The following is a 20,148-nucleotide window of genomic DNA, read 5'->3' on the forward strand; positions in this document are numbered from 1 at the left end:
CTATAGGTTCCAAGCGGGCTAACGGCAAACGGGTGAGTACTGCCGCGTGTGTGCTGAACCCACGTTTGGTGAATTAATTGGAAGGAGCAACATCATGAGCAAGATCGGTTTTATTGGTTTAGGCATTATGGGTCGCCCGATGGCTGGCCACCTGCTTGACGCGGGCCTCTCCTTGGTGACCGTGAAGCGCGGTACGCTGGATGCAGGCCTTGCGGAAAAAGGCATGCAAGAAGTAGCCAGCCCCAAAGAGGTTGCCCAGGCTGCTGATGTGATTATCACCATGGTGCCAGACACCTCTGACGTTGAAACCGTGCTGTTCGGTGAAGGCGGCGTTATTGAAGGTCTCAAGCCGGGCACGTTGGTGATCGACATGAGCTCCATCGCGCCGATGCAAACTCAGGCGTTTGCCAAGCGTATTACCGACGCGGGCGGTGAGTATGTAGATGCCCCGGTATCTGGTGGTGAAGGTGGGGCTATCAATGCTGCACTCACTATTATGGTCGGCGCGACTGATGAAGGCTTTAAGCGTGCGACACCGCTGCTTGAAGTGGTTGGCAAGACGATTACCCACATTGGCGGTCACGGTGCAGGTCAGACCTGTAAAGTCGCCAACCAGATCGTGGTGGCACTGACCATCGAAGCCGTTGCTGAAGGGCTGCTATTTGCCTCTAAAGCCGGTGCTGATGTGGTTAAAGTGCGTGAATCGCTGCTGGGCGGCCTTGCTCAGTCGAAGATTCTTGATGTCCATGGCGAGCGCATGATCAAGCGTACCTTTGATCCGGGCTTCCGTATTCGCCTGCATCAGAAAGACCTTAACCTCGCACTGGAAGGCGCTCGTAGCCTGAACCTTTCTCTGCCAGGTACCGCCAATGCGCAGCAGCTATTCCAAGCGTGCGCTGCTAACGGCGGCGCGGACTGGGATCACGCGGGCATTCTACGTGCGCTGGAAAAATTGGCAGATCACGAGGTGGGCGAGTAACTCTTAATCGGCATTAGTGAGTAACGGTGGGCTTTGGTTCATGGCCCACCGCTGTAATTGCATGTGAGACATTGGTTTTTATCCGGTGGCAGTTCCCCCTTTTTGCCATTTCGCTGCCACCGGCTTTTTCCCCTTATTTTTCTTCTTTGCCCTGGCTCTTGCCTGAGGAGTCTGCCGATGAATGCCCCTTTTCGCTTAGCCCCTTTTACCAGTGAAGAAGACTCACGCCAGTGGCTGATGCGTTTAGCCGAAAAGGCGATCGCTGCGGTTCATCCCGACAGCCTGCTACCCGACCAACTACCTGAAAAGCCTGCTGGCCGCACCGTTGTTGTGGGTGCTGGTAAGGCCGCCGCAGCGATGGCGCGTGCGTTGGAGCTGGCATGGGCGTCGCAGTCCTCTGGTGAGTCAACTGACTTGGAAGGCTTGGTGGTTACCCGCTATCAGCACGGTGCCGCTTGCCAACACATTGAAGTACTGGAAGCGTCTCACCCCATGCCCGATGCACTGGGTGAGCAGGCCGCAAAACGTATGTTGGAAGCGGTCAAAGACCTGGGTGAAGATGACCTGGTCATTGCGTTAATTTCCGGTGGTGGTTCTGCGCTTATGTCGCTGCCTGCTGAGGGGATTAGCCTGAAAGATAAGCAAGCCCTGAACAAAACGCTGCTGCGCTGCGGTGCGACGATTCGTGAAATTAATACGGTGCGTCGTCATCTATCCGCGATTAAAGGCGGCCGTTTAGCGGCCTGTGCACACCCCGCTCGCGTAGTGACGTACCTGATTTCCGATGTGCCGGGCGATGAAGCGTCGTTAATTGCCTCTGGCCCTACGCTGCCTGATAACTCTACGCCACGTGATGCGCTAACAATTCTTGAGCGCCACCAGATCGACGTGCCCGCTAACGTGCGCGAGCACCTGCTGGCTGACCACGACGCGCCACAACCCGATAGCCCTGAGTTTGCCCGCGACCAACACATCATCCTCGCCCGCGCCTATGATGCGCTTGATGCTGCCCGGCGCAGCGCGGAAGTGGGCGCCGGAGAAGACGGCATAGATGTTCGTGTATTGGGCGATGATTTAGAGGGCGAGGCGCGCGATTTAGGCACCGCTCAAGCGCGCATGGCGTTCAAGCTGCAAGATGAAATTACCCGCCCCTTGTTGGTGCTCTCCGGTGGCGAGACCAGCGTTACCGTAAAAGGCGACGGACGTGGTGGGCGTAACGTCGAGTATCTACTGGGGCTGTTCGATAGCCTCAAAGGCGCAGAGGGCATTTACGCTCTGGCCATCGACACCGATGGCATTGACGGGTCGGAGGATAACGCCGGTGCGTTAATCGGCCCTGAGTGCTGGAAACGCGCCGAGTCTTTACAGCTGTCAGCGCGGGACTACCTGGCTCGCAATGATGCCTACAGCTTTTTCGATGCGCTTGACGACCTGATCGTGACTGGGCCAACCCGCACGAACGTCAATGATTTTCGAGCCATTCTTATTCTCCCGAGGCAGCCATGAAACCTACCGCGTATACCCCCATTCGCCGCACAAAAATTGTGGCTACGTTAGGCCCCGCTAGCGACCGTCAAGGCGTATTGGAAGCGATGTTGCGGGCAGGCGTGGATGTTGTTCGGCTCAATTTCTCTCATGGGTCGGCGGATGACCATCGTCGTCGCCTAAGTGAAGTACGTGAGATTGCCCAGCGCTTAGGCAAAAGCGTCGCTGCGCTTGCCGATTTGCAAGGCCCCAAAATTCGTATCGCGCGCTTCAAAGATGGTGCCGTGATACTTGAAGAAGGACAAACCTTCGTACTCGACATGCTACTGGATGGCGAGGCAGGGGATGCCACCCGGGTTGGCTGTGACTATAAGACGCTGGCGGATGATGTCAGTGTCGGTGATCGCCTGCTGCTAGACGATGGCCGTCTGGTGCTTGAGGTTAGCGCCATTCGGGGTAAAGAAGTCCACACCCGCGTGATTGTCGGCGGCAAGCTCTCCAACAATAAAGGCATTAACAAGCAAGGCGGCGGATTATCGGCAGCTGCCCTCACCGACAAGGATAAAGAAGATCTCAAGACCGCCATTGAGATTGGCGTGGACTATTTAGCAGTCTCTTTCCCACGCAGTGCCGCAGATATGCAGGAAGCGCGTGAGCTGCTGGGCGAGGCAGGCAAGGAAATTGGCCTGATCGCCAAGGTCGAGCGTGCTGAAGCGGTGGCTGATGATGCCACTTTAGACGGTATTATCAGCGCGTCTGAAGCTGTGATGGTGGCCCGGGGCGACCTAGGGGTAGAGATTGGCGATGCACAGCTGATTGGCGTACAAAAACGCTTAATCAAGCGCGCACGCAGCCTTAACCGTGCCGTGATTACCGCTACCCAGATGATGGAGACGATGATCAGTTCACCGCTGCCCACTAGGGCCGAGGTGTTTGATGTGGCGAATGCGGTGCTGGACGGCACCGACGCGGTGATGCTCTCGGCTGAAACGGCCGCGGGTGACTTCCCTGTCGAAACCATTGAAGCCATGAACCGAGTATGTTTGGGAGCCGAGCGCGAGCGTAGTGCTCAAGAGTCAGGTCATCGCATTCACCAGGGGTTCTCAAAAATCGACGAAACCGTGGCGCTCTCTGCCATGTATGCCGCCAACCATCTGGAAGGCGTGGCTGCCATTGCCTGTATGACGTCGAGTGGTTTCACGGCACTGATTGCCTCGCGCATCCACTCTGGGCTGCCCATCGTAGGCCTGGCGCATAGCGAGATTGCCCAGCGGCGTATGGCGCTATACCGTGGCGTTGTCTCGCTAGCGTTTGATACCAGCGAGATGAAGGCGGAAGAGCTTAACGACCGGGCGCTGGAGGTACTGGTGGCCCACGGCATAGCGGCCCCGGATGACCACGTTATTCTTACCCGTGGTGACCACATGAATGCCCATGGCGGCACAAATACCCTGAAGATTTTGGATGTAAAAGCTAAGCACCAGCGCGGCTAAGAAACGCGTTTTTAGGAAGCTAAAACAGTGTGCTGGTATAGTGGCCGAGGTAACAATGCGAACGTTGAATGAGGATCACCTGGAGATAGGCAACATGAGCCTCGGCTGGCACAAACAACCTTTGAACACTTCCAAACGAGGTGGGTATAACGATCAAACGATCGTTGAGCATATCCGTAACGCGGTACTGATGCAGCGCCTGCCGCCGAATACTAAATTGCCAGAAATCACCCTGGGCGAAGTGTTCGGCGTCAGCCGCTCGGTCGTGCGCAAGGCGCTCACACGGCTGGCGGCAGAGCACGTCATCAATCAACGCCCTAATCAAGTGGCGCGTGTGCGTGCGCCCACTGTTGAAGAGACGCGGGAGACGTTTTCAGCGCGTCGGTTAATTGAGGGTGAGATAGTGGCCCTGCTGGCTGGGAAGCTTGGCACCGACACTTTGGCGACACTGAACGCGCAAGTGGAGGATGAACAGCAGGCCTATGCCAGACAAGACGAGCCAGCGCGCATTGAACATTCGCTAACCATTCACCATCTGCTGGCTGAGCACGCTTCCAATCGCATTCTCGGCACTATGCTCACCGACCTGATTTTACGCACGTCTATTGTGATCGCTTTATACAAGCGGCCAACGTTGGCTTCGTGCTACTTAGAAGGCGACCATGCAACGCTAATGGTGCATTTGGCTAAGGGTGATGCTGAAGGGGCCAGGCAGTGCGTGCATGACCACTTGCACAGTTTAGAAGCCCTGTTGGACCTCTCCCCACGAGGAGCAGAGACCGACTTAAAGGCTATTTTGGGTGGCAAATTAGTGCAGGCTTAACCCCTACCTTGTCGCCACTTTATTAGCGACCTATGATTAACGACTCTCCAGGTTTGACGTTAGGCTTATTGACGCCATGCGTTAATAACGCACTGTATTTAATGAAATAACAACAAGTAAGGCACGTAATGCTCAACATTGTTAACGTATCAGCACTGGAAGTATTGGATTCTCGCGGTAACCCCACTGTCATGGCGCAAGTCAGCTTGGAAAACGGCATCGTCGGCGAGGCCTTTGCGCCTAGCGGCGCGTCGACCGGTTCAGGTGAGGCTTTGGAGTTGCGCGACGGCGACAAGGCACGCTACCTGGGAAAGGGGGTGCTCAAAGCCGTCGAGGCGATTAACGGCCCGATTCGTGACTGCCTGCTAGGCGCAGATGCAGGCGATCAGCGCAGCCTTGATAACGCCATGGTGGCGCTGGATGGTACGACGAATAAAGCGAAGCTGGGCGCTAACGCGATCCTGGCGGTCTCACTGGCCGCGGCTAAAGCGGCCGCGCAAGCGAAGCAAATGCCGCTGTATGCGCATATCGCTGAGCTCTATGGTCAGCCCGGGCAGTTCCTGATGCCTGTGCCGATGATGAATATCTTGAATGGCGGCGAACATGCCGACAACAATGTGGATATTCAGGAGTTCATGGTGCAGCCAGTAGGTGCGACAAGTTTCCGTGAAGGGCTGCGTATGGGGGCGGAAATCTTCCATACTTTGAAGCACGTGCTTTCTACTCGCGGTTTCTCCACTTCGGTGGGCGACGAAGGTGGCTTTGCCCCTAATCTTGCATCCAACGCCGAGGCCCTGGCAGTCATCAAGCAAGCGGTAGAAGACGCTGGCTACACCCTGGGGCGCGATGTGACCCTGGCGCTGGACTGCGCTTCTAGCGAATTCTACAAAGATGGCCAGTACGTGTTGGCTGGGGAAGGAGCGTCGTACGATGCCGCTGGTTTCATCGACTATCTTGCTCGCCTATGCGATGACTACCCCATCGTTTCGATTGAGGATGGGATGCACGAGTCTGACTGGCCGGCTTGGAAAGCACTGACGGATAAGCTGGGCGATCGTGTTCAATTAGTCGGCGATGATCTGTTCGTGACGAACACCAAGCTGCTCAAACACGGTATTGATGAGCAAATTGGCAATTCGATCTTGATCAAGTTCAACCAGATCGGCTCGCTGAGTGAAACGCTGGATGCTATTCGCATGGCGCAGGAGGCTGGTTTTACCGCCGTGATTTCACACCGCTCCGGGGAAACCGAAGACACCACTATTGCTGACCTGGCCGTAGGCACCTGTGCCGGGCAAATTAAAACCGGCTCGCTTTGCCGTTCCGACCGAGTGGCTAAGTACAACCGCTTGCTGGTGATTGAAGCTGAGCTTGAAGGGCAGGTTACGTACCCTGGAATAAAAGCGATCAAACGCCAGTAACGTGACGTTGAGTTGTTTAAACCCTTACGTTTGAATACTAATGTTAAAACACTAACGGCGCCTATAGGCGCCGTTAGTGTTTTTGTGCGTTATGAACGCTGTTACAGCATCTGTTACAACAACTGTTACAGCAGCTGTTATAACAACAACCGCCGAATGTCGGTTAACACATCCGCTAGGAAGGCGGTAAAGCGCGCCGCATCCGCACCGTTAATGGCCCGGTGATCGTAGGAGAGCGACAGCGGCATCATTAAACGCGGCTGGAAGGTGCTGCCATCCCAGACCGGTTTCATCTGCGCTTTCGACACGCCTAAGATGGCTACTTCCGGCGCATTAACAATCGGTGTAAATGCCGTGCCACCAATCGAGCCTAGGCTCGAAATAGTGAAGCAGCCACCGGTCATATCGTCACGCTTGAGCTTCTTGGTTTGCGCCTTCTTGCCTAGCTCCGCCATCTTCTTAGCAATCTCAACCAAGGATTTTTTATCGGCGTTGCGTACTACGGGCACCATCAGGCCGTCCGGCGTATCCACCGCGATGCCGATATGCACGTAGTTTTTCCACACCAGGGTTTCACCGTCACCCTTCAAGCTGACGTTAAACTGGGGGAACTTACGCAGTGCAAAAGCACAGGCTTTGACCATAAACGGCAGCGGCGTTAGCTTGGCACCTTCGGCTTCTACTTCCGCCTTCATGGCTTTGCGGAAGGCTTCAAGCTCTGTAATGTCGGCTTCATCAAACTGGGTGACGTGGGGCACATTGAGCCAGCTGCGGTGCAGGTTGGTAGCGCCCGCTTTCAGCAAGCGACCCATCGGCTTCTCTTCCACGTCGCCAAACTGGCTGAAGTCGACCTCTGGAACGGCGGGAATGCCCGCGCCGCCGGTGGCTGCTGGAGCTGCTGCCGACGCGTTGCCTTGGTTAGCAATCGCTTGCTTCACGTAGGCCTGCACGTCCTCTTTGAGTACGCGCCCTCTTGGGCCAGTAGGTGTAACAAAACCAAGGTCAACGCTTAGCTCGCGGGCCAGCATACGCACCGCAGGGCCAGCATGAATCAGCTTGCCATCGCGAGGCTTGTGAGACGCCATTTGCGCTTCAGGGCTGGGCGTTCCAGCGGGTGACGCTGCTCGGGTTTCTGTCACAGGCGGCGTTGCGCGCGGTGCCGTGGCCGCTTCTTCCGCAGGCTCGCTGGCCGCAGCAGGTGTGTCTGCTTGGGCGGGCGCGTTGTCGTCGGCATCGTCTTCACCGGCAATTTCCATTTGGCCGATGACGTCGCCTTCAGATACCGTGTCGCCCTCTTTGACGGTGAAGGTCACGATCTTGCCGCTGTAAGGACTCGGCACGTCCATAGAGGCTTTGTCGGACTCTAGCGTAATCAGCGTGTCTTCGGCTTCGACCGCATCGCCTTCGCCCACGGCGACTTCGATGATCTCGACGCTGTCCGAGCCGCCCAAGTCCGGTACTTTAATATCCACTGTCTGCTTGCCGCCGCTGGCTTTCTTGGCTGCGGGTGCAGGCGCTGGTGCTTGCGGTGTCTCGTTAGAGGCTTCTTTCGGCGCCTCTTCTTTCGCTGGCGTGTCTTCTTCACCGGCGTCGCCGCTGCTGCTTTCGGCTTCCAGCTCAACGATGTCGTCGCCTTCGGAGACGGTATCGCCTTCTTTGACCAGCACTTTAAGCACCTTGCCGCCTTTCGGGGCCGGTACATCCATACTGGCTTTGTCGGATTCCAGAGTGATCAGGGTGTCTTCCGCTTCAATGACGTCGCCTTCTGACACCGCAATCTCGATGATTTCGACATCGGTATCCCCACCGATATCGGGAACTTTGATGATTTCGCTACTCAAGGTCGCGCTCCTTCCAAATCGGTCGAGCCGACGGGCGTCTGCCCGCCGGGCTGCGGTTTAGCTGGTCAGTGGGTTGGGCTTTTTGGCATCGATGCCGTACTTCTTCAGCGCCTTGCCGACGTGCTTGCGGTCTAGCTCGCCCCGATCGGCCAGCGCCTTCAGTGCGGCCACGGTGACGAAGTAGCGGTCAACTTCGAAGAAGTAACGCAGCTTCTCGCGGGTATCCGAACGACCAAAGCCATCGGTTCCCAGTACGGTGTAGTCGTTGGGTACCCAAGCGCGCACTTGATCCGCATACAGCTTCATGTAGTCGGTGGAGGCAATCACCGGGCTATCGCGGCCTTCCAGGCACTTCGTGACGTGGGGCTTGGCGGCCTCGTCATCGGGGTTCAAGAAGGCTTCGCGCTCCAGCAGCAGCGCTTCGCGGCGCAGCTCGTTAAAGCTGGTGACGCTCCAAATGTCCGCACCAATGCCCCAGTCGTTGGCCAGAAGCTCCGCGGCGGCTTCGACTTCGCGCAGGATGGTGCCGGAGCCCATCAGCTGCACGCGGCCTTTTTTGCCCTGGGTTTCTTTGAGCAGGTACATGCCTTTGACGATGTCGTCCGCGGGGACGCTCTCTAGGGCAGGCTGCTCGTAGTTTTCGTTCATCACCGTCAGGTAGTAGAAGCAGTTCTCTTTATCGGTGAACATGCGCTTCAGACCGTCTTGAACGATAACCGCCACTTCATGAGCATAGGTCGGGTCGTAGCTGCGGCAGTTGGGGATGGTGGACGCCTGAATCAGGCTGTGGCCATCCTGGTGCTGCAGGCCTTCGCCGTTGAGCGTGGTACGCCCGGCGGTGCCGCCGACCATAAAGCCGCGGGCTTGTAGATCACCGGCGGCCCAGGCCAAATCACCAATGCGCTGGAAGCCGAACATCGAGTAGTAGATGTAGAACGGCAGCAGGGTGACGTTGTTGTTGCTGTAGGAGGTTGCGGCGGCAATCCATGCGGACATCGCACCAGCTTCACTAATCCCTTCTTCGAGAACCTGACCTTTCTGGTCCTCGCGGTAGTACATGATCTGGCCTTTATCGACCGGCTCGTACTTTTGCCCTTCCGAGGTGTAGATCCCGAGCTGACGGAACATGCCTTCCATACCGAAGGTACGCGCTTCGTCCGGGATAATCGGCACCACGTGCTTGCCTAGCTGCTTGTCCTTCACCAGGCCATTCAGAATACGCACGAAGGCCATGGTGGTGGAGATTTCACGGCCCTTGGAGCCGACCATTTGCGAGGCAAACGTTTTATCTTCAAGGGCCGGTATTTCCAGCGCGTCAAAATCACTACGGCGGCTTGGCAGGTAGCCATTCAAGCGCTCACGCTGCAGGTGCATGTACTTAAGCTCGGGGGAGTCCTCTTCCGGCTTGTAGTAGGGCACGTCTTTAAGCTGTTCATCGGTGAGCGGAATGCCAAAGCGATCGCGGAATTTACGCAGCGCCTCGTACTCCATACTTTTAACCTGGTGCGCTTCGTTGGCTGCTTCGCCATCGCCGCTGCCCATACCGTAGCCTTTAACGGTGTGCGCCAGAATGACCGTGGGTTTGCCGTTGGTCTGGTTAACCGCTTCATGGTAGGCCGCGTAGACCTTGAACGGGTCGTGGCCACCACGGTTGAGCTTCCAGATATCCTCATCGGAGAGGTCTTTGACCATTTCTTCGGTTTCGGGGTACTTGCCGAAGAAGTGTTCACGGGTGTAGGAGCCGCCGTTGGCCTTGTAGTTCTGGTACTCGCCGTCGACCGCTTCGTCCATGCGTTTTTGCAGGACGCCCTTTTTGTCCTTCTCGAACAGCGGGTCCCAGTGACGGCCCCAGACCACCTTGATCACGTTCCAACCGGCGCCGCGGAACACGCCTTCGAACTCGTCCATCACGCGGGAGTTACCGCGGACCGGGCCGTCCAGGCGCTGCAGGTTACAGTTGATCACGAAGATCAGGTTGTCGAGGTTCTCACGGCCGGCCAGGGAAATCGCGCCTAGAGATTCCGGCTCGTCGCACTCGCCGTCGCCCATGAAGCACCAGATCTTGCGGTCGTGCATGTCTTTCAGCTCACGGTGATGCAGGTACTTCATCACGTGGGCTTGGTAGATCGCCTGAATGGGGCCAAGGCCCATGGAGACGGTGGGGAACTGCCAGTAGTCCGGCATTAGCCACGGGTGCGGGTACGAGGAGAGGCCATCGCCGTCAACTTCGCGGCGGAACTTGTCCATCTGCTCTTCCGACAGGCGCCCTTCCAGGTAGGAGCGCGCATAGATGCCCGGCGCCACGTGCCCCTGGATGTAAATCAGGTCGCCCGCAAAGTCATCCTTAGCGGCGCGGAAAAAGTGGTTAAAGCCAACGTCATAAAGCGTTGCTGATGACATGAAGCTGGCAATGTGGCCACCCAGACCCGGGTTAGCGCGGTTGTTACGAATCACCTGGGCGATGGCGTTGTAGCGAATCAAAGAGCGGATACGACGCTCCATGAACAAATCGCCAGGCATGGGCGCTTCGCGGTGAACCGGAATCGTGTTGCGGTGCGGGGTCGTCACCGAGAAGGGTACCTTCATCCCATCCCGGCGCAGGCGATCCGCCAGGCGGGTCATCAGGTAACGGGCACGATCTTCGCCCTCACGATCCAGTACCGATTCCAGGGAGTCCAGCCACTCCGTGGTTTCGACTGTATCGAGATCTTCTCTTGTCTCCAGACTCATAGAGGTCTCTCCGAATGACGATAAAGGGTAAGCCTCACAGCCTGAAGGGTGGTCTCCGTTCAGGCTGTGGGAAAAGCAGTCATGCTAAGCGTGCGAGTAGTAAGTATTTGAAAAATTGAGTGTATGAAAACTTACTCTGCCATCTCAGCACGCACGTGCAGGCGAAAGCGCGCTATTTGAATGATTTGGTCAATGGCGGTTTGACGTTCAGTCGCTGCGTCGTTTTCAAGACGCGTTTCGAACGCAGCGAGAATGGCGTGGCGATCAAGCCCTTTAACGGCAATGACGAAGGGAAAGCCAAACTTATCTTGGTAAGCCTGATTCATCCGTTGGAAGCGCTCAAACTCTTCAGCCGAACACTGGTCTAGCCCGGCACCTGCTTGCTCACGGGTGGAGTCCTGAGTTAACTCGCCGGCCAAGGCGGCTTTTCCTGCGAGGTCAGGGTGAGCGCGGATAACGGCAATTTGTTCATCGATAGCTGCGTTGCGAAGCACTGCTCCCATGGTGTCTGCCAATACGTCGGCATCATCATGCTGGGTGGTAAGGCCCTGTTTCCAGGCAGTTTCTGCTACCCATGGCGAGTGTTCAAAGATATCACCGTAGTGGGCAAGAAAGGCTTCTAAACCGAGGCTGCTAGGACGGGCGGCGTTTAAAGTGTGCGGCATCGTATGCTCCAGTTGTATGTTTTTGTCTTTCTTATTGTATACAAGAAATATAGCTAAATGTACTCTAAGTAATGCCGTTATCGCAAAAAAAAACGGTTGTTCACGCCAGCAGAAGCATTCGCGGCGTTGAAAAATGCGTCTAAAAACAAAATCAAACAAACGAGGTTTTCGCATGTTGAAGAGAAACCGTGCAGTGGCTAAGTATGTATCAGTGGTCACGCTTCTTGGCGGTATGTCGGCAGGTGCCCATGCGGCGACATGGAGCGATACGTTTGTGGGGTATCGCTATGGAACACAGTTTACGGAGCCTAATAACCCCGAGAATGTGGAGAAGCATATTCTCCAGTTCACCCATGTAAGTGGTTATTCACTAGGCCAAAACTTTTTCAATTTAGATGTTCTTCAATCCAGCAGTGACGACCCTGCCAATAACAGTGATTCAGGGGCAACAGAAGCGTACCTGGCCTACCGTCATCAACTTCATGCTGGGGAGGTATTTGATGAACCGCTCGCGTTCGGGCCAGTGAGGGATATGGCGCTGACCTCTGGGTTTGACCTAAACACCAAAAACACCGGCTTTGCGCCGCGTAAGCGCCAACTGCTGGTTGGGCCAACGTTTAAGTTTGACGTACCGCGTGGCTTTGTCGACCTAAGCCTGTTCTATAGCCGTGAGTGGAACCATTGCGGCCTACCGCCCTGTGGGCTACCGGAAAACCAAAACAGCATCTCCTTTGATCCTTATTACCAAATCAATTTGGCTTGGGGGCTACCGTTTGAAGCCGCTGCGTTACCGCTAAAATTTCAAGGCTTCTATAGCTACAACGGTGCGAAAGGTGACGACTACTTTGGTGACTCGACCAAACCTGAGCAGTTAATGCGCACCTCACTAATGCTGGATGTAGGGCAGGTTGCATGGGGGGCGGAAAACTCTCTATGGGCAGGTGTTGGCTATGAGTATTGGCGTAATAAATGTGGCAACCACGACAAGCCCGGTGTAGATACTGATGCCATGACGTTTAATCTAGAGTGGCATTTCTGATTATTCAGCAAAACGCTGAACGTTAGGGGTATCACATCGCTGGGGGCCTAGGCCCCCAGCGTTACGTTTAAACGATCAACACGCCTGCATTATATGGTCTACAAAACGCCTTACCTTTGCTAGTTCTCCTAGGTGTTCTGGGTACACCAGGTAATAAGCGCTCTCACTGAGCCTTTTATGCGGCCAAGCAAGCGTTAGCCGTTCGGCGGTGAGCTCTTCATCGACTATAAAGCGGGGCACTAATGCAACGCCGCCGCCCGCCATGGAGGTTCGCACCAGCATGGTAAACGTCTCAAAGCGTGTACCGTGATAGCTGCGATCCGTAGTAATTTTTTGGCCTGCAAACCAGTGATGCCAAGCATCCGGGCGGGTGGAGAGGTGGAGTAACGGTAGTTGTGCTAAGTCATCCACCGTGTGAACGGGGTGTTGAGCCAACAGCGCAGGGGCGGCAACCGCCACCATTTCTTCATCGAATAATTTATGGCAGGCAAGGCTAGGCCAACTGCCATGACCGTAAAAAAAGGCGATGTCGATATTTTGCTGCTCAAGATCAAAGTCTTTTACCCGGTCATGAAACTCCAAGCTAATGCCGGGGTTAGTGGCTAAAAAAGCGGGCAATTTATCGGCTAACCAGCGGCTGCCAAAACTTGGCAGCGTCGCAATTTTCAGCACCTCACTATTCCCGCTAAAGGTCATAATGGTGTGGGCCGACATCTCAATTTGAGTGAGCACTTTGCGAACATCGCTAAGAAAGATGGCGCCTTCAGGCGTCAGCAGCAAGCTTCGCCTTACGCGACGAAAAAGCTTGTGCTGCAGCAGTGTTTCAAGATGAGCGACCTGCTTGCTTACCGCGCTTTGTGTGAGGCTCAGTTCATCGGCTGCACGAGTGAAACTCATATGCCGTGCCGCGGCTTCAAAGCACTGCATTGCCGCCGTTGAGGGAAGGTTACGAGATGCCAAACAAAATGCTCCTGCTGATTTATGCACTGTCTTGATGTTTCACCACCCCGGCGAGGAGTGGAGCAGTAACGAGCAGTGCTTATATCTCAAATGTTGAGTATACATTCCTGTTAGGCATGCATTCGGCTATTTTTTTCGTTTGTGATCCGTCACGTGTACTTGTTTTGATAAGTGTATTAAACGGACATTGAGAGCCATAACATGACCCAAACAGACCTTCTTTCAACCAATGATGTTCGCGACCGTTTCTCTAAAGCTATGTCGGCCATGTATCAAGCCGAAGTGCCGCAGTACGGTACGCTTCTTGAACTTGTCGAGCGGGTTAACCAAGAAACCCTTAGCCAACAGCCTGAGCTGCAACGCCGCCTGGAAGCGCAGGGTGAGTTGGCTCGTTTGAGCGTAGAACGCCATGGGGCCATTCGCGTGGGAACCGCCGAGGAGCTTTCCATGCTGCGCCGCCTGTTTGCCGTGATGGGCATGTATCCGGTGGGCTATTACGATCTTTCTGAAGCGGGGGTGCCGGTTCATTCAACCGCTTTCCGGCCTATCGAAGATGACGCTTTGGCGCGGAATCCTTTCCGTGTTTTTACCTCGCTACTGCGTTTAGAGCTTATCGAAAGCGAAGCACTGCGCCAGCGCGCAGCAGCCATTTTGGCGAAGCGGGATATTTTTACCCCTACGGTGCGCGAGCTAATTGAGCGCCATGAAAGCCAGGGCGGGTTAACCAGTGAAGAGGCGGATCAGTTCGTTAAGGAAGCGCTTGAAACTTTCCGTTGGCACCAAGATGCCACGGTAGATCTAGACACGTACCAAGCACTACACGATGAGCACCGCCTGATTGCCGATGTGGTGTGCTTTAAGGGGCCGCATATTAATCATCTCACGCCGCGCACCTTAGACATTGATGAAGTTCAGCGCCGTATGCCGGAAATGGGTATGAATCCTAAAGCGGTGATTGAGGGGCCTCCGCGTCGTGAGAGCTCAATTCTGCTCCGCCAAACTAGTTTTAAAGCGCTTGAGGAGTCTATCCGCTTTGCTGGCGATACGCAGGGGACTCACACAGCACGCTTTGGTGAAATTGAGCAGCGTGGTATGGCGCTAACACCGAAGGGTCGTGCCCTTTATGACCGTCTACTTAATGAAGGACGAAAACAAACCGCAGGCCTGGGTAACGACGACCACCAGGCGGTAATGAATAAGGTGTTTGCTGAATTTCCTGATAATGACGAGGCGATTCGGCACCAGCAGCTGGCCTATTTTCACTATCACCTGACCGATACTGGCCGAGCCTTTAACGGCAGCGTTGAGAAAAATATGGATGCGCTGGTAGAACAAGGTTTGGTGGAAGCACAGCCCATCACCTATGAGGACTTTCTACCGGTGAGCGCCGCCGGCATTTTCCAGTCTAACTTGGGCGGTGCACAAAATGACGCCTACGCAGCCAACGCTAACCGCGAAGCCTTTGAAGAAGCATTGGGCGCCCAGGTGACCGATGAATTGGCACTCTATGCTGAACGTGAAAATATGTCTAAAGAGAACGTATTGGCACGTTTAAAAGCTAATACGTAGTTTGTGATTAACGTACAGCATAAGGATGTGCTGTATTTATTGTTTTAATTCATGGGTTAATGCCTGGAAATTAATATAATTATCTAGCGTATAAAAACATTTATGTATTTGCTGTTGACGCGAGTGATATAGAAGCGCAGACTGCCTGTAGTTGGTTAGCAAGTCGAACGTTGTCAGCAGTATCGAAGCATTTTAGCGTTGAGCCTGGTGAAAGTTTCTTGTTCTACCCTCTGTAACTCGGGTATTTCCCCGGCATTAATTTCGCTAAATCGAGGATTTCGATCATGGCAACTGGTACCGTAAAGTGGTTTAACGACACTAAAGGCTTCGGCTTTATTTCTCCTGAAGTTAGCGGCGACGATCTGTTCGCACACTTCTCCGAAATTCAAGCAGACGGCTTTAAATCCCTGCAAGACGGTCAAAAGGTCTCTTTTGACGTCACCCAGGGCCAAAAAGGCCTTCAAGCTTCTAATATCAAGGTTATGGAATAAACCCCATATCACGATATTAGCTACCGACTAGATCGGTAAGCTTAAAACCCCGCCAAGTGCGGGGTTTTTGCGTTATTGCCTTTTGGTTAGACTTTCAATCTCGGTTATTAAGTGTGTTTTTATTATTTAATAAACCAATGGCTTTAAATAGTGATAGGCGCTGTAAGAGAGGCATTTCGCTCTACCTACCTGTTATCTAATTCATTCATCAGCTTAGATATGTTTTTGGCGGAGCTGCCCGTGTCGTCAGCAAGTTTTCGTACGTTATCAGCTACTACAGCAAACCCTTTACCAGCCTCGCCAGCACGCGCAGCCTCTATGCCGGCGTTGATGCTCAATAAGCGCAGCATTTTTAACGTATGTACAATTTGTTCGGTTTCTGAGGCGATTCCACGGCTAATTGTCGCAAGCCGTTCCTCGTTTTGACGCCGTGCCTGGATATCGGTGACCACACCTTCCAAATAGATAACGGTGCCGTTTTCATCTGTAACTGCGCCGCCATACTCACTTACCCAGCGCAGGCTGCCGTCTTTATTTTTTAATCGGTAGTCGGCTTGCCAGTTTTGCTTGGCATCAATGGCTTTTTCGATAGCCTGGTCAAGCGCCGCAGCGTCATCAGGATAAATCAGCTCTACATAGGATTGGTGGCGATTGTTTAGCAAATCCTCAACCGTATACCCAGTCAGGTCTTTTACCCGGCCCGTCAGATTCAGCATCGTGTAGTGTTCGTCGTTTCGACAGCGATATAAGAAGCCGTTCATACGCGTAGCGATACTTTCATATACATTGTCGTGCTCAGACATTCGACGGTGACCTTTTCTCTTGTGTGGGGCGTAACTATTGCACTGTGCCGCCGTTGGGGGTTGTAGTCCAGCGTAGTGTGAAGCTGTCTAGATTTTAACCGATTGATCAAATGGGTTAACCGACTCGTTGTGGGCTTGAACTATTAATGCTTAGGTACTTCTTTTTAGCAGTTTGAAGGGGGAATAATTTAGCGAATTTCCTGCATTGCTTGTGAAGGGTGTCATTGAGAAAATGGCGCTAGCACACGGCCGTTGAGGACCCAGTATGAAGACTATGTCTAATATGGGGTTTGCTCTTTTTGGGGCAGCCCTGGTCGCGATTAGCTATGGGCTTGCGCGCTTTGCGTTTGGTTTGTTTGTGCCTTCCATTAGCGCTGAACTGAACCTGACCGCGTACTTGGTGGGCATTATTGGGGCACTGCCGTTCATTAGTTTTGTGCTGGCCACGCTGGTTGCCCCACTGGCTGCAGACCGGTTTGGTGCGCGTAACTTGGCGGTACTTTCTGGTGGCATTGGGGTGGCAGGGCTTGTTGTCATAAGCCAGTCAACCAGTGCGTTGTCGCTCGGTGTGGGTGTGTTCATCTGCGGCATCTGCACGGGGTTGATGATGCCCGCACTGACCGCTGCTATGCAGGCGTTGGTGAGTCGAACGATGCATGGCCGTGTCAGCTCAATCATGAATGCAGGCACCAGTGTTGGCATTATCGTCGCAGTGCCTACCGTCGTCTTCCTGGCGGATGCCTGGCGTTTTACCTACTCAAGCTTTGCCGTGTTAGCGGGCTTTGGGGTTGTTGCCGCATGGTACTTTATTCCCTCGGTCTCTCGAATTGTGCCAGCGAATGCTGCACCACCACCGCCGATTACGCGACTGCAGTGGTCGCGCCTTATCCGGCTTTCACTATTTGCCTTTGCTATGGGCTTTGTGGCGGCACCATACTGGCTTTTTGCCCCCGATTTGGTCGTTACTCTTGGCGCTTTGCCGCCAAACCAAACGGGTTGGCTCTGGTTTGCCGTGGGGCTTGCTGGGCTTGGGGGTGCCGTCGTGAGTGATTTGGCTGACCGCAATAACCCACCTATTACGCAAGCATTAATGCTGATGATGCTCTCTTCAAGCTTAGTGTTGCTGGCGGCTAGCCCAAGTTATTTAGCGTTGGCGATGTTTTCGGCCATGGTGTTTGGCCTTGCTTATATGAGCTTAACCGGGCTTTATCTGATGACGGGCATTCGGCTATTGCCGGGGCGGCTTGCCATGGGGCCGGTGTTGCCTTTTATGGCCTGTGCGCTGGGGCAAGCGGCAGGTTCCCCTGTGGTCGGCTTACTGGTAGATGGCTTTGGTTACGCTTATGCGTTCTCAGTATTCGCGGTAGTGGGTATCGTGATAGCGATTATATCGCCCGCTTACCCAGGCCATATTGATTACTGGGCGGACTTGGTAGAAGAAGCTGCGGAAGAAGAATCACCCCACGAGCAAGAGGAGCAGCCGGTTGCTGAAGAGACGGGCCTCCAGGCTGCGTACGATCAACAACTGCTGGATGAAAATGGCGAACCCCTTGAGGAACCCGTTGACCAAGAGGCCAGCGCGTCCTAAGGCGCTTCTGATTCACGTTGTGCGGTCGAAGGAACTATTGAAGCCAAATCGGCAGCTCTGGTGACGTCAGGGTTTTATCGCCGTTTTCCGCCATGGCTTGCCTTCACAGGTCGCATAATTTGCACAGTCGGCTAAGCAGCCACGGCAGGGCAGCCGCAGGGGCGTGGGTGAAGGAGGCGTTGGTTTTATGGGGGCTGTCATAATTTTGGCCTTTATAGCGGGCGGGTTTAAAGGGGGTTGCACGGTCACAAGTTGGTGCGATTGTTTACCTTGATAGAAGCACTTTCATTCACTTTAGCACCCCTTGGTCTCGTAACCCAGCAGTGACAAAAGCGCGCTCCAGCGCAATCGTCGGCTGCATGCCACCCTGTTGCCTGCTATGGTCAAAAGCCGCTTCTTATTACCGAGCCTTTGCCCTTATGAGCCAGTACCCCAACCGCCGTGTGTTGCTTCGGTTATTAGGACTCCTGCGCCCTTATCGCTTGCGTCTTGCCTTGGCAGGCATGGCGTTACTGTTCGCCTCGGGCAGCGTACTGTTGTTAGGCAATGGGCTGCGCTTGGTGATTGACAATGGCTTTATGGCAGCAGACTCACGCGCACTGGCCAAAACGCTGGGGCTAATGTTAGGCGTGGTGGCGCTATTGGCGATGGCATCAGCGCTGCGCTACTACCAAGTGACCTGGATTGGGGAGCGCTTGGCCGCAGATCTTCGCCAGCGTGTTTTTGATCATTTGCTTAGCCTGGAGCCGAGCTTTTTCGAGAGTGCCAGTGATGGCCGTGCAGCGGGGGAAATTGCGTCGCGGCTTACCGCTGACACCAGCGTGTTGCAAAGCTTGTTTGGTTCATCCATTTCGCTGGCGTTGCGTAATCTGGTCATGCTGGTGGGTGCGGTGGCGCTCATGCTGATGACCCAGCCGTGGCTTTCGGCAATGGTGCTTGTGGGTATTCCCGCCACGCTACTGCCTATTGTGTGGTATGGCCGCCGCGTGCGACGGCTTTCGCGCACTAGCCAAGACCGCGTGGCGGAGCTTGGTCGCTATGCTGAAGAGGCACTCAGTGGCCTCCAAACACTCCAGGCGTTTAACCATGAAGCCGTTGATAAAGTTCGCTATGGTCAGCGTGTTGAGCAGGCATTTAGTAGCGCGGTGGCACGCACTCAACAGCGCGCCTGGCTCACCGGCGTTGCAATGTTGGTGGTGTTCAGCGGCGTTGGCTTAATGCTTTGGCAGGGTGGGCAGGCGGTATTGGCCGGAACAATGAGTGCTGGTGAGCTATCGGCCTTTATATTTTACGCGCTGCTGGCGGCGGGGGCGGTAGCTACCTTGGCTGAGGTGGCGGGTGATGTGGAGCGCGCTGCGGGGGCGGCAGAGCGGCTGCTGGAACTGCTGGACACCCAGCCCACCATACGGTCCCCAGCCAACGCAGTGGCACTGCCACCCCCCACGCGCGGTGAGATCGCCTTAGAAAATATTCACTTCACGTACCCCGGGCGGGAAACACCGGCCCTTAGCGGCTTTGACCTGGACATTCAGGCCGGAGAGCGCGTGGCCGTTGTCGGGCCCTCCGGCGCGGGAAAAAGTACTCTGCTGGGGCTACTGCTTCGCTTTTACGACCCTGACCAGGGGCGCGTCACGTTGGATGGCGTTGATATTCGTAGGTTAGATACTGCCATCTTGCGCAGCGCCTTGGGGTTAGTGGCTCAAGAACCCGTGCTGTTTAGTGGCTCGGTGGCGGAGAACCTCCGCTACGGTTGCCCTGAGGCAAGTGATGAAAGGCTACGTGCGGCGGTGGAGGATGCCAGCGCCATCGACTTCATCAACGCGCTTCCCCAAGGGTTTAATACGCCCCTTGGCCCGGGCGGCGTGCAGCTTTCCGGCGGCCAGCGCCAGCGGCTCGCGATTGCCCGCGCGCTGCTTAAAAACCCGGCCGTGCTGCTGCTTGATGAAGCGACCAGTGCGTTGGATGCGGAGAGCGAGCGCCTTGTCCAGCAGGCGCTAGATCGATTAATGCAGGGGCGCACCAGTATTGTGATTGCCCACCGGCTAGCCACGGTGATTAACGCGGATCGCCTGCTGGTACTGAAAGAGGGGCGGCTTGTAGCATCAGGCACCCATGCAGAGCTGATCAATACGAGCCCGCTGTATCGTCATTTGGCGGCGCTGCAGTTTGGCGCAGAAACGCCGCCAGGAACCGAGTCGGTTTCATCCCCTGCGTAGCAGATGGCCTGGGGCGAACGCCCTTTTGTTGCTGGTTATCAGCGG

Annotated in this window: 15 protein-coding genes; 10 read left to right on the forward strand and 5 right to left on the reverse strand. The window is 55.0% G+C overall.

The window, feature by feature from the left end:
• The first annotated feature begins 94 nt into the window (after nucleotides 1-94).
• From BB497_05470 to BB497_05490, 5 genes are all read left to right on the forward strand, one after another.
• Nucleotides 95-979, forward strand: coding sequence for a 2-hydroxy-3-oxopropionate reductase (locus tag BB497_05470; protein ID AVI62195.1), 885 nt, complete (start codon nucleotides 95-97; stop codon nucleotides 977-979).
• A gap of 177 nt (nucleotides 980-1,156) precedes the next feature.
• Nucleotides 1,157-2,485: a hydroxypyruvate reductase gene (locus tag BB497_05475; protein AVI62196.1), complete on the forward strand. Its 1,329-nt coding sequence runs from the start codon at nucleotides 1,157-1,159 to the stop codon at nucleotides 2,483-2,485.
• On the forward strand, nucleotides 2,482-3,957 hold the full coding sequence (locus tag BB497_05480; GenBank protein ID AVI62197.1) for a pyruvate kinase: 1,476 nt from the start codon (nucleotides 2,482-2,484) through the stop codon (nucleotides 3,955-3,957). The genes BB497_05475 and BB497_05480 overlap by 4 nt, the downstream gene beginning before the upstream one ends.
• Nucleotides 3,958-4,051: 94 nt before the next feature.
• Entirely contained in the window at nucleotides 4,052-4,780 is a 729-nt protein-coding gene (locus BB497_05485) for a GntR family transcriptional regulator (protein ID AVI62198.1), read from the forward strand.
• 128 nt (nucleotides 4,781-4,908) lie between these two features.
• Nucleotides 4,909-6,201 carry a phosphopyruvate hydratase gene (locus BB497_05490; protein AVI62199.1) on the forward strand — a complete coding sequence of 431 codons (1,293 nt, stop codon included), beginning with the start codon at nucleotides 4,909-4,911 and terminating at the stop codon, nucleotides 6,199-6,201.
• A 137-nt stretch (nucleotides 6,202-6,338) separates the two neighbouring features.
• Here the strand turns inward: BB497_05490 and BB497_05495 are convergent, their stop codons facing one another.
• The 3 genes from BB497_05495 to BB497_05505 form a co-directional block, all read right to left on the reverse strand.
• Entirely contained in the window at nucleotides 6,339-8,042 is a 1,704-nt protein-coding gene (locus tag BB497_05495; protein AVI62200.1) for a dihydrolipoyllysine-residue acetyltransferase, read from the reverse strand.
• Between the two features lie 57 nt (nucleotides 8,043-8,099).
• Nucleotides 8,100-10,772, reverse strand: a complete 2,673-nt coding sequence (locus tag BB497_05500; GenBank protein ID AVI62201.1) for a pyruvate dehydrogenase (acetyl-transferring), homodimeric type — start codon at nucleotides 10,770-10,772, stop codon at nucleotides 8,100-8,102.
• Nucleotides 10,773-10,903: 131 nt separating this feature from the next.
• Nucleotides 10,904-11,437: an OHCU decarboxylase gene (locus tag BB497_05505; GenBank protein AVI62202.1), complete on the reverse strand. Its 534-nt coding sequence runs from the start codon at nucleotides 11,435-11,437 to the stop codon at nucleotides 10,904-10,906.
• Between the two features lie 232 nt (nucleotides 11,438-11,669).
• Here BB497_05505 and BB497_05510 point away from each other — a divergent pair, with 232 nt between their 5' ends.
• Nucleotides 11,670-12,476 (forward strand): hypothetical protein, encoded by an 807-nt coding sequence (locus BB497_05510; GenBank protein AVI64269.1) that lies wholly within the window; start codon nucleotides 11,670-11,672, stop codon nucleotides 12,474-12,476.
• Nucleotides 12,477-12,551: 75 nt separating this feature from the next.
• Here BB497_05510 and BB497_05515 read toward each other — a convergent pair whose 3' ends face one another.
• Entirely contained in the window at nucleotides 12,552-13,436 is an 885-nt protein-coding gene (locus BB497_05515) for a LysR family transcriptional regulator (GenBank protein AVI62203.1), read from the reverse strand.
• A 201-nt stretch (nucleotides 13,437-13,637) separates the two neighbouring features.
• Between BB497_05515 and BB497_05520 the strand changes: the two genes are divergently transcribed.
• Together BB497_05520 and BB497_05525 are read left to right on the forward strand one after the other, a co-directional pair.
• Nucleotides 13,638-15,005: a DUF1338 domain-containing protein gene (locus tag BB497_05520; GenBank protein AVI62204.1), complete on the forward strand. Its 1,368-nt coding sequence runs from the start codon at nucleotides 13,638-13,640 to the stop codon at nucleotides 15,003-15,005.
• 284 nt (nucleotides 15,006-15,289) lie between these two features.
• Nucleotides 15,290-15,496 (forward strand): cold-shock protein, encoded by a 207-nt coding sequence (locus tag BB497_05525; protein AVI62205.1) that lies wholly within the window; start codon nucleotides 15,290-15,292, stop codon nucleotides 15,494-15,496.
• Nucleotides 15,497-15,681: 185 nt separating this feature from the next.
• Here the strand turns inward: BB497_05525 and BB497_05530 are convergent, their stop codons facing one another.
• Nucleotides 15,682-16,299 carry a chemotaxis protein gene (locus BB497_05530; GenBank protein AVI62206.1) on the reverse strand — a complete coding sequence of 206 codons (618 nt, stop codon included), beginning with the start codon at nucleotides 16,297-16,299 and terminating at the stop codon, nucleotides 15,682-15,684.
• A gap of 265 nt (nucleotides 16,300-16,564) precedes the next feature.
• On the opposite strand from BB497_05530, the gene BB497_05535 reads away from it, so the two are divergent.
• A complete protein-coding gene (locus tag BB497_05535; GenBank protein AVI62207.1) occupies nucleotides 16,565-17,887 on the forward strand; it encodes an MFS transporter in 1,323 nt (440 codons plus the stop codon).
• 419 nt (nucleotides 17,888-18,306) lie between these two features.
• Nucleotides 18,307-20,103 (forward strand): ABC transporter, encoded by a 1,797-nt coding sequence (locus BB497_05540; protein ID AVI62208.1) that lies wholly within the window; start codon nucleotides 18,307-18,309, stop codon nucleotides 20,101-20,103.
• Nucleotides 20,104-20,148: the final 45 nt, after the last annotated feature.

Origin of the sequence: Halomonas sp. GFAJ-1 (assembly GCA_002966495.1) — a bacterium.
Taxonomy (GTDB): Bacteria; Pseudomonadota; Gammaproteobacteria; order Pseudomonadales; family Halomonadaceae; genus Vreelandella.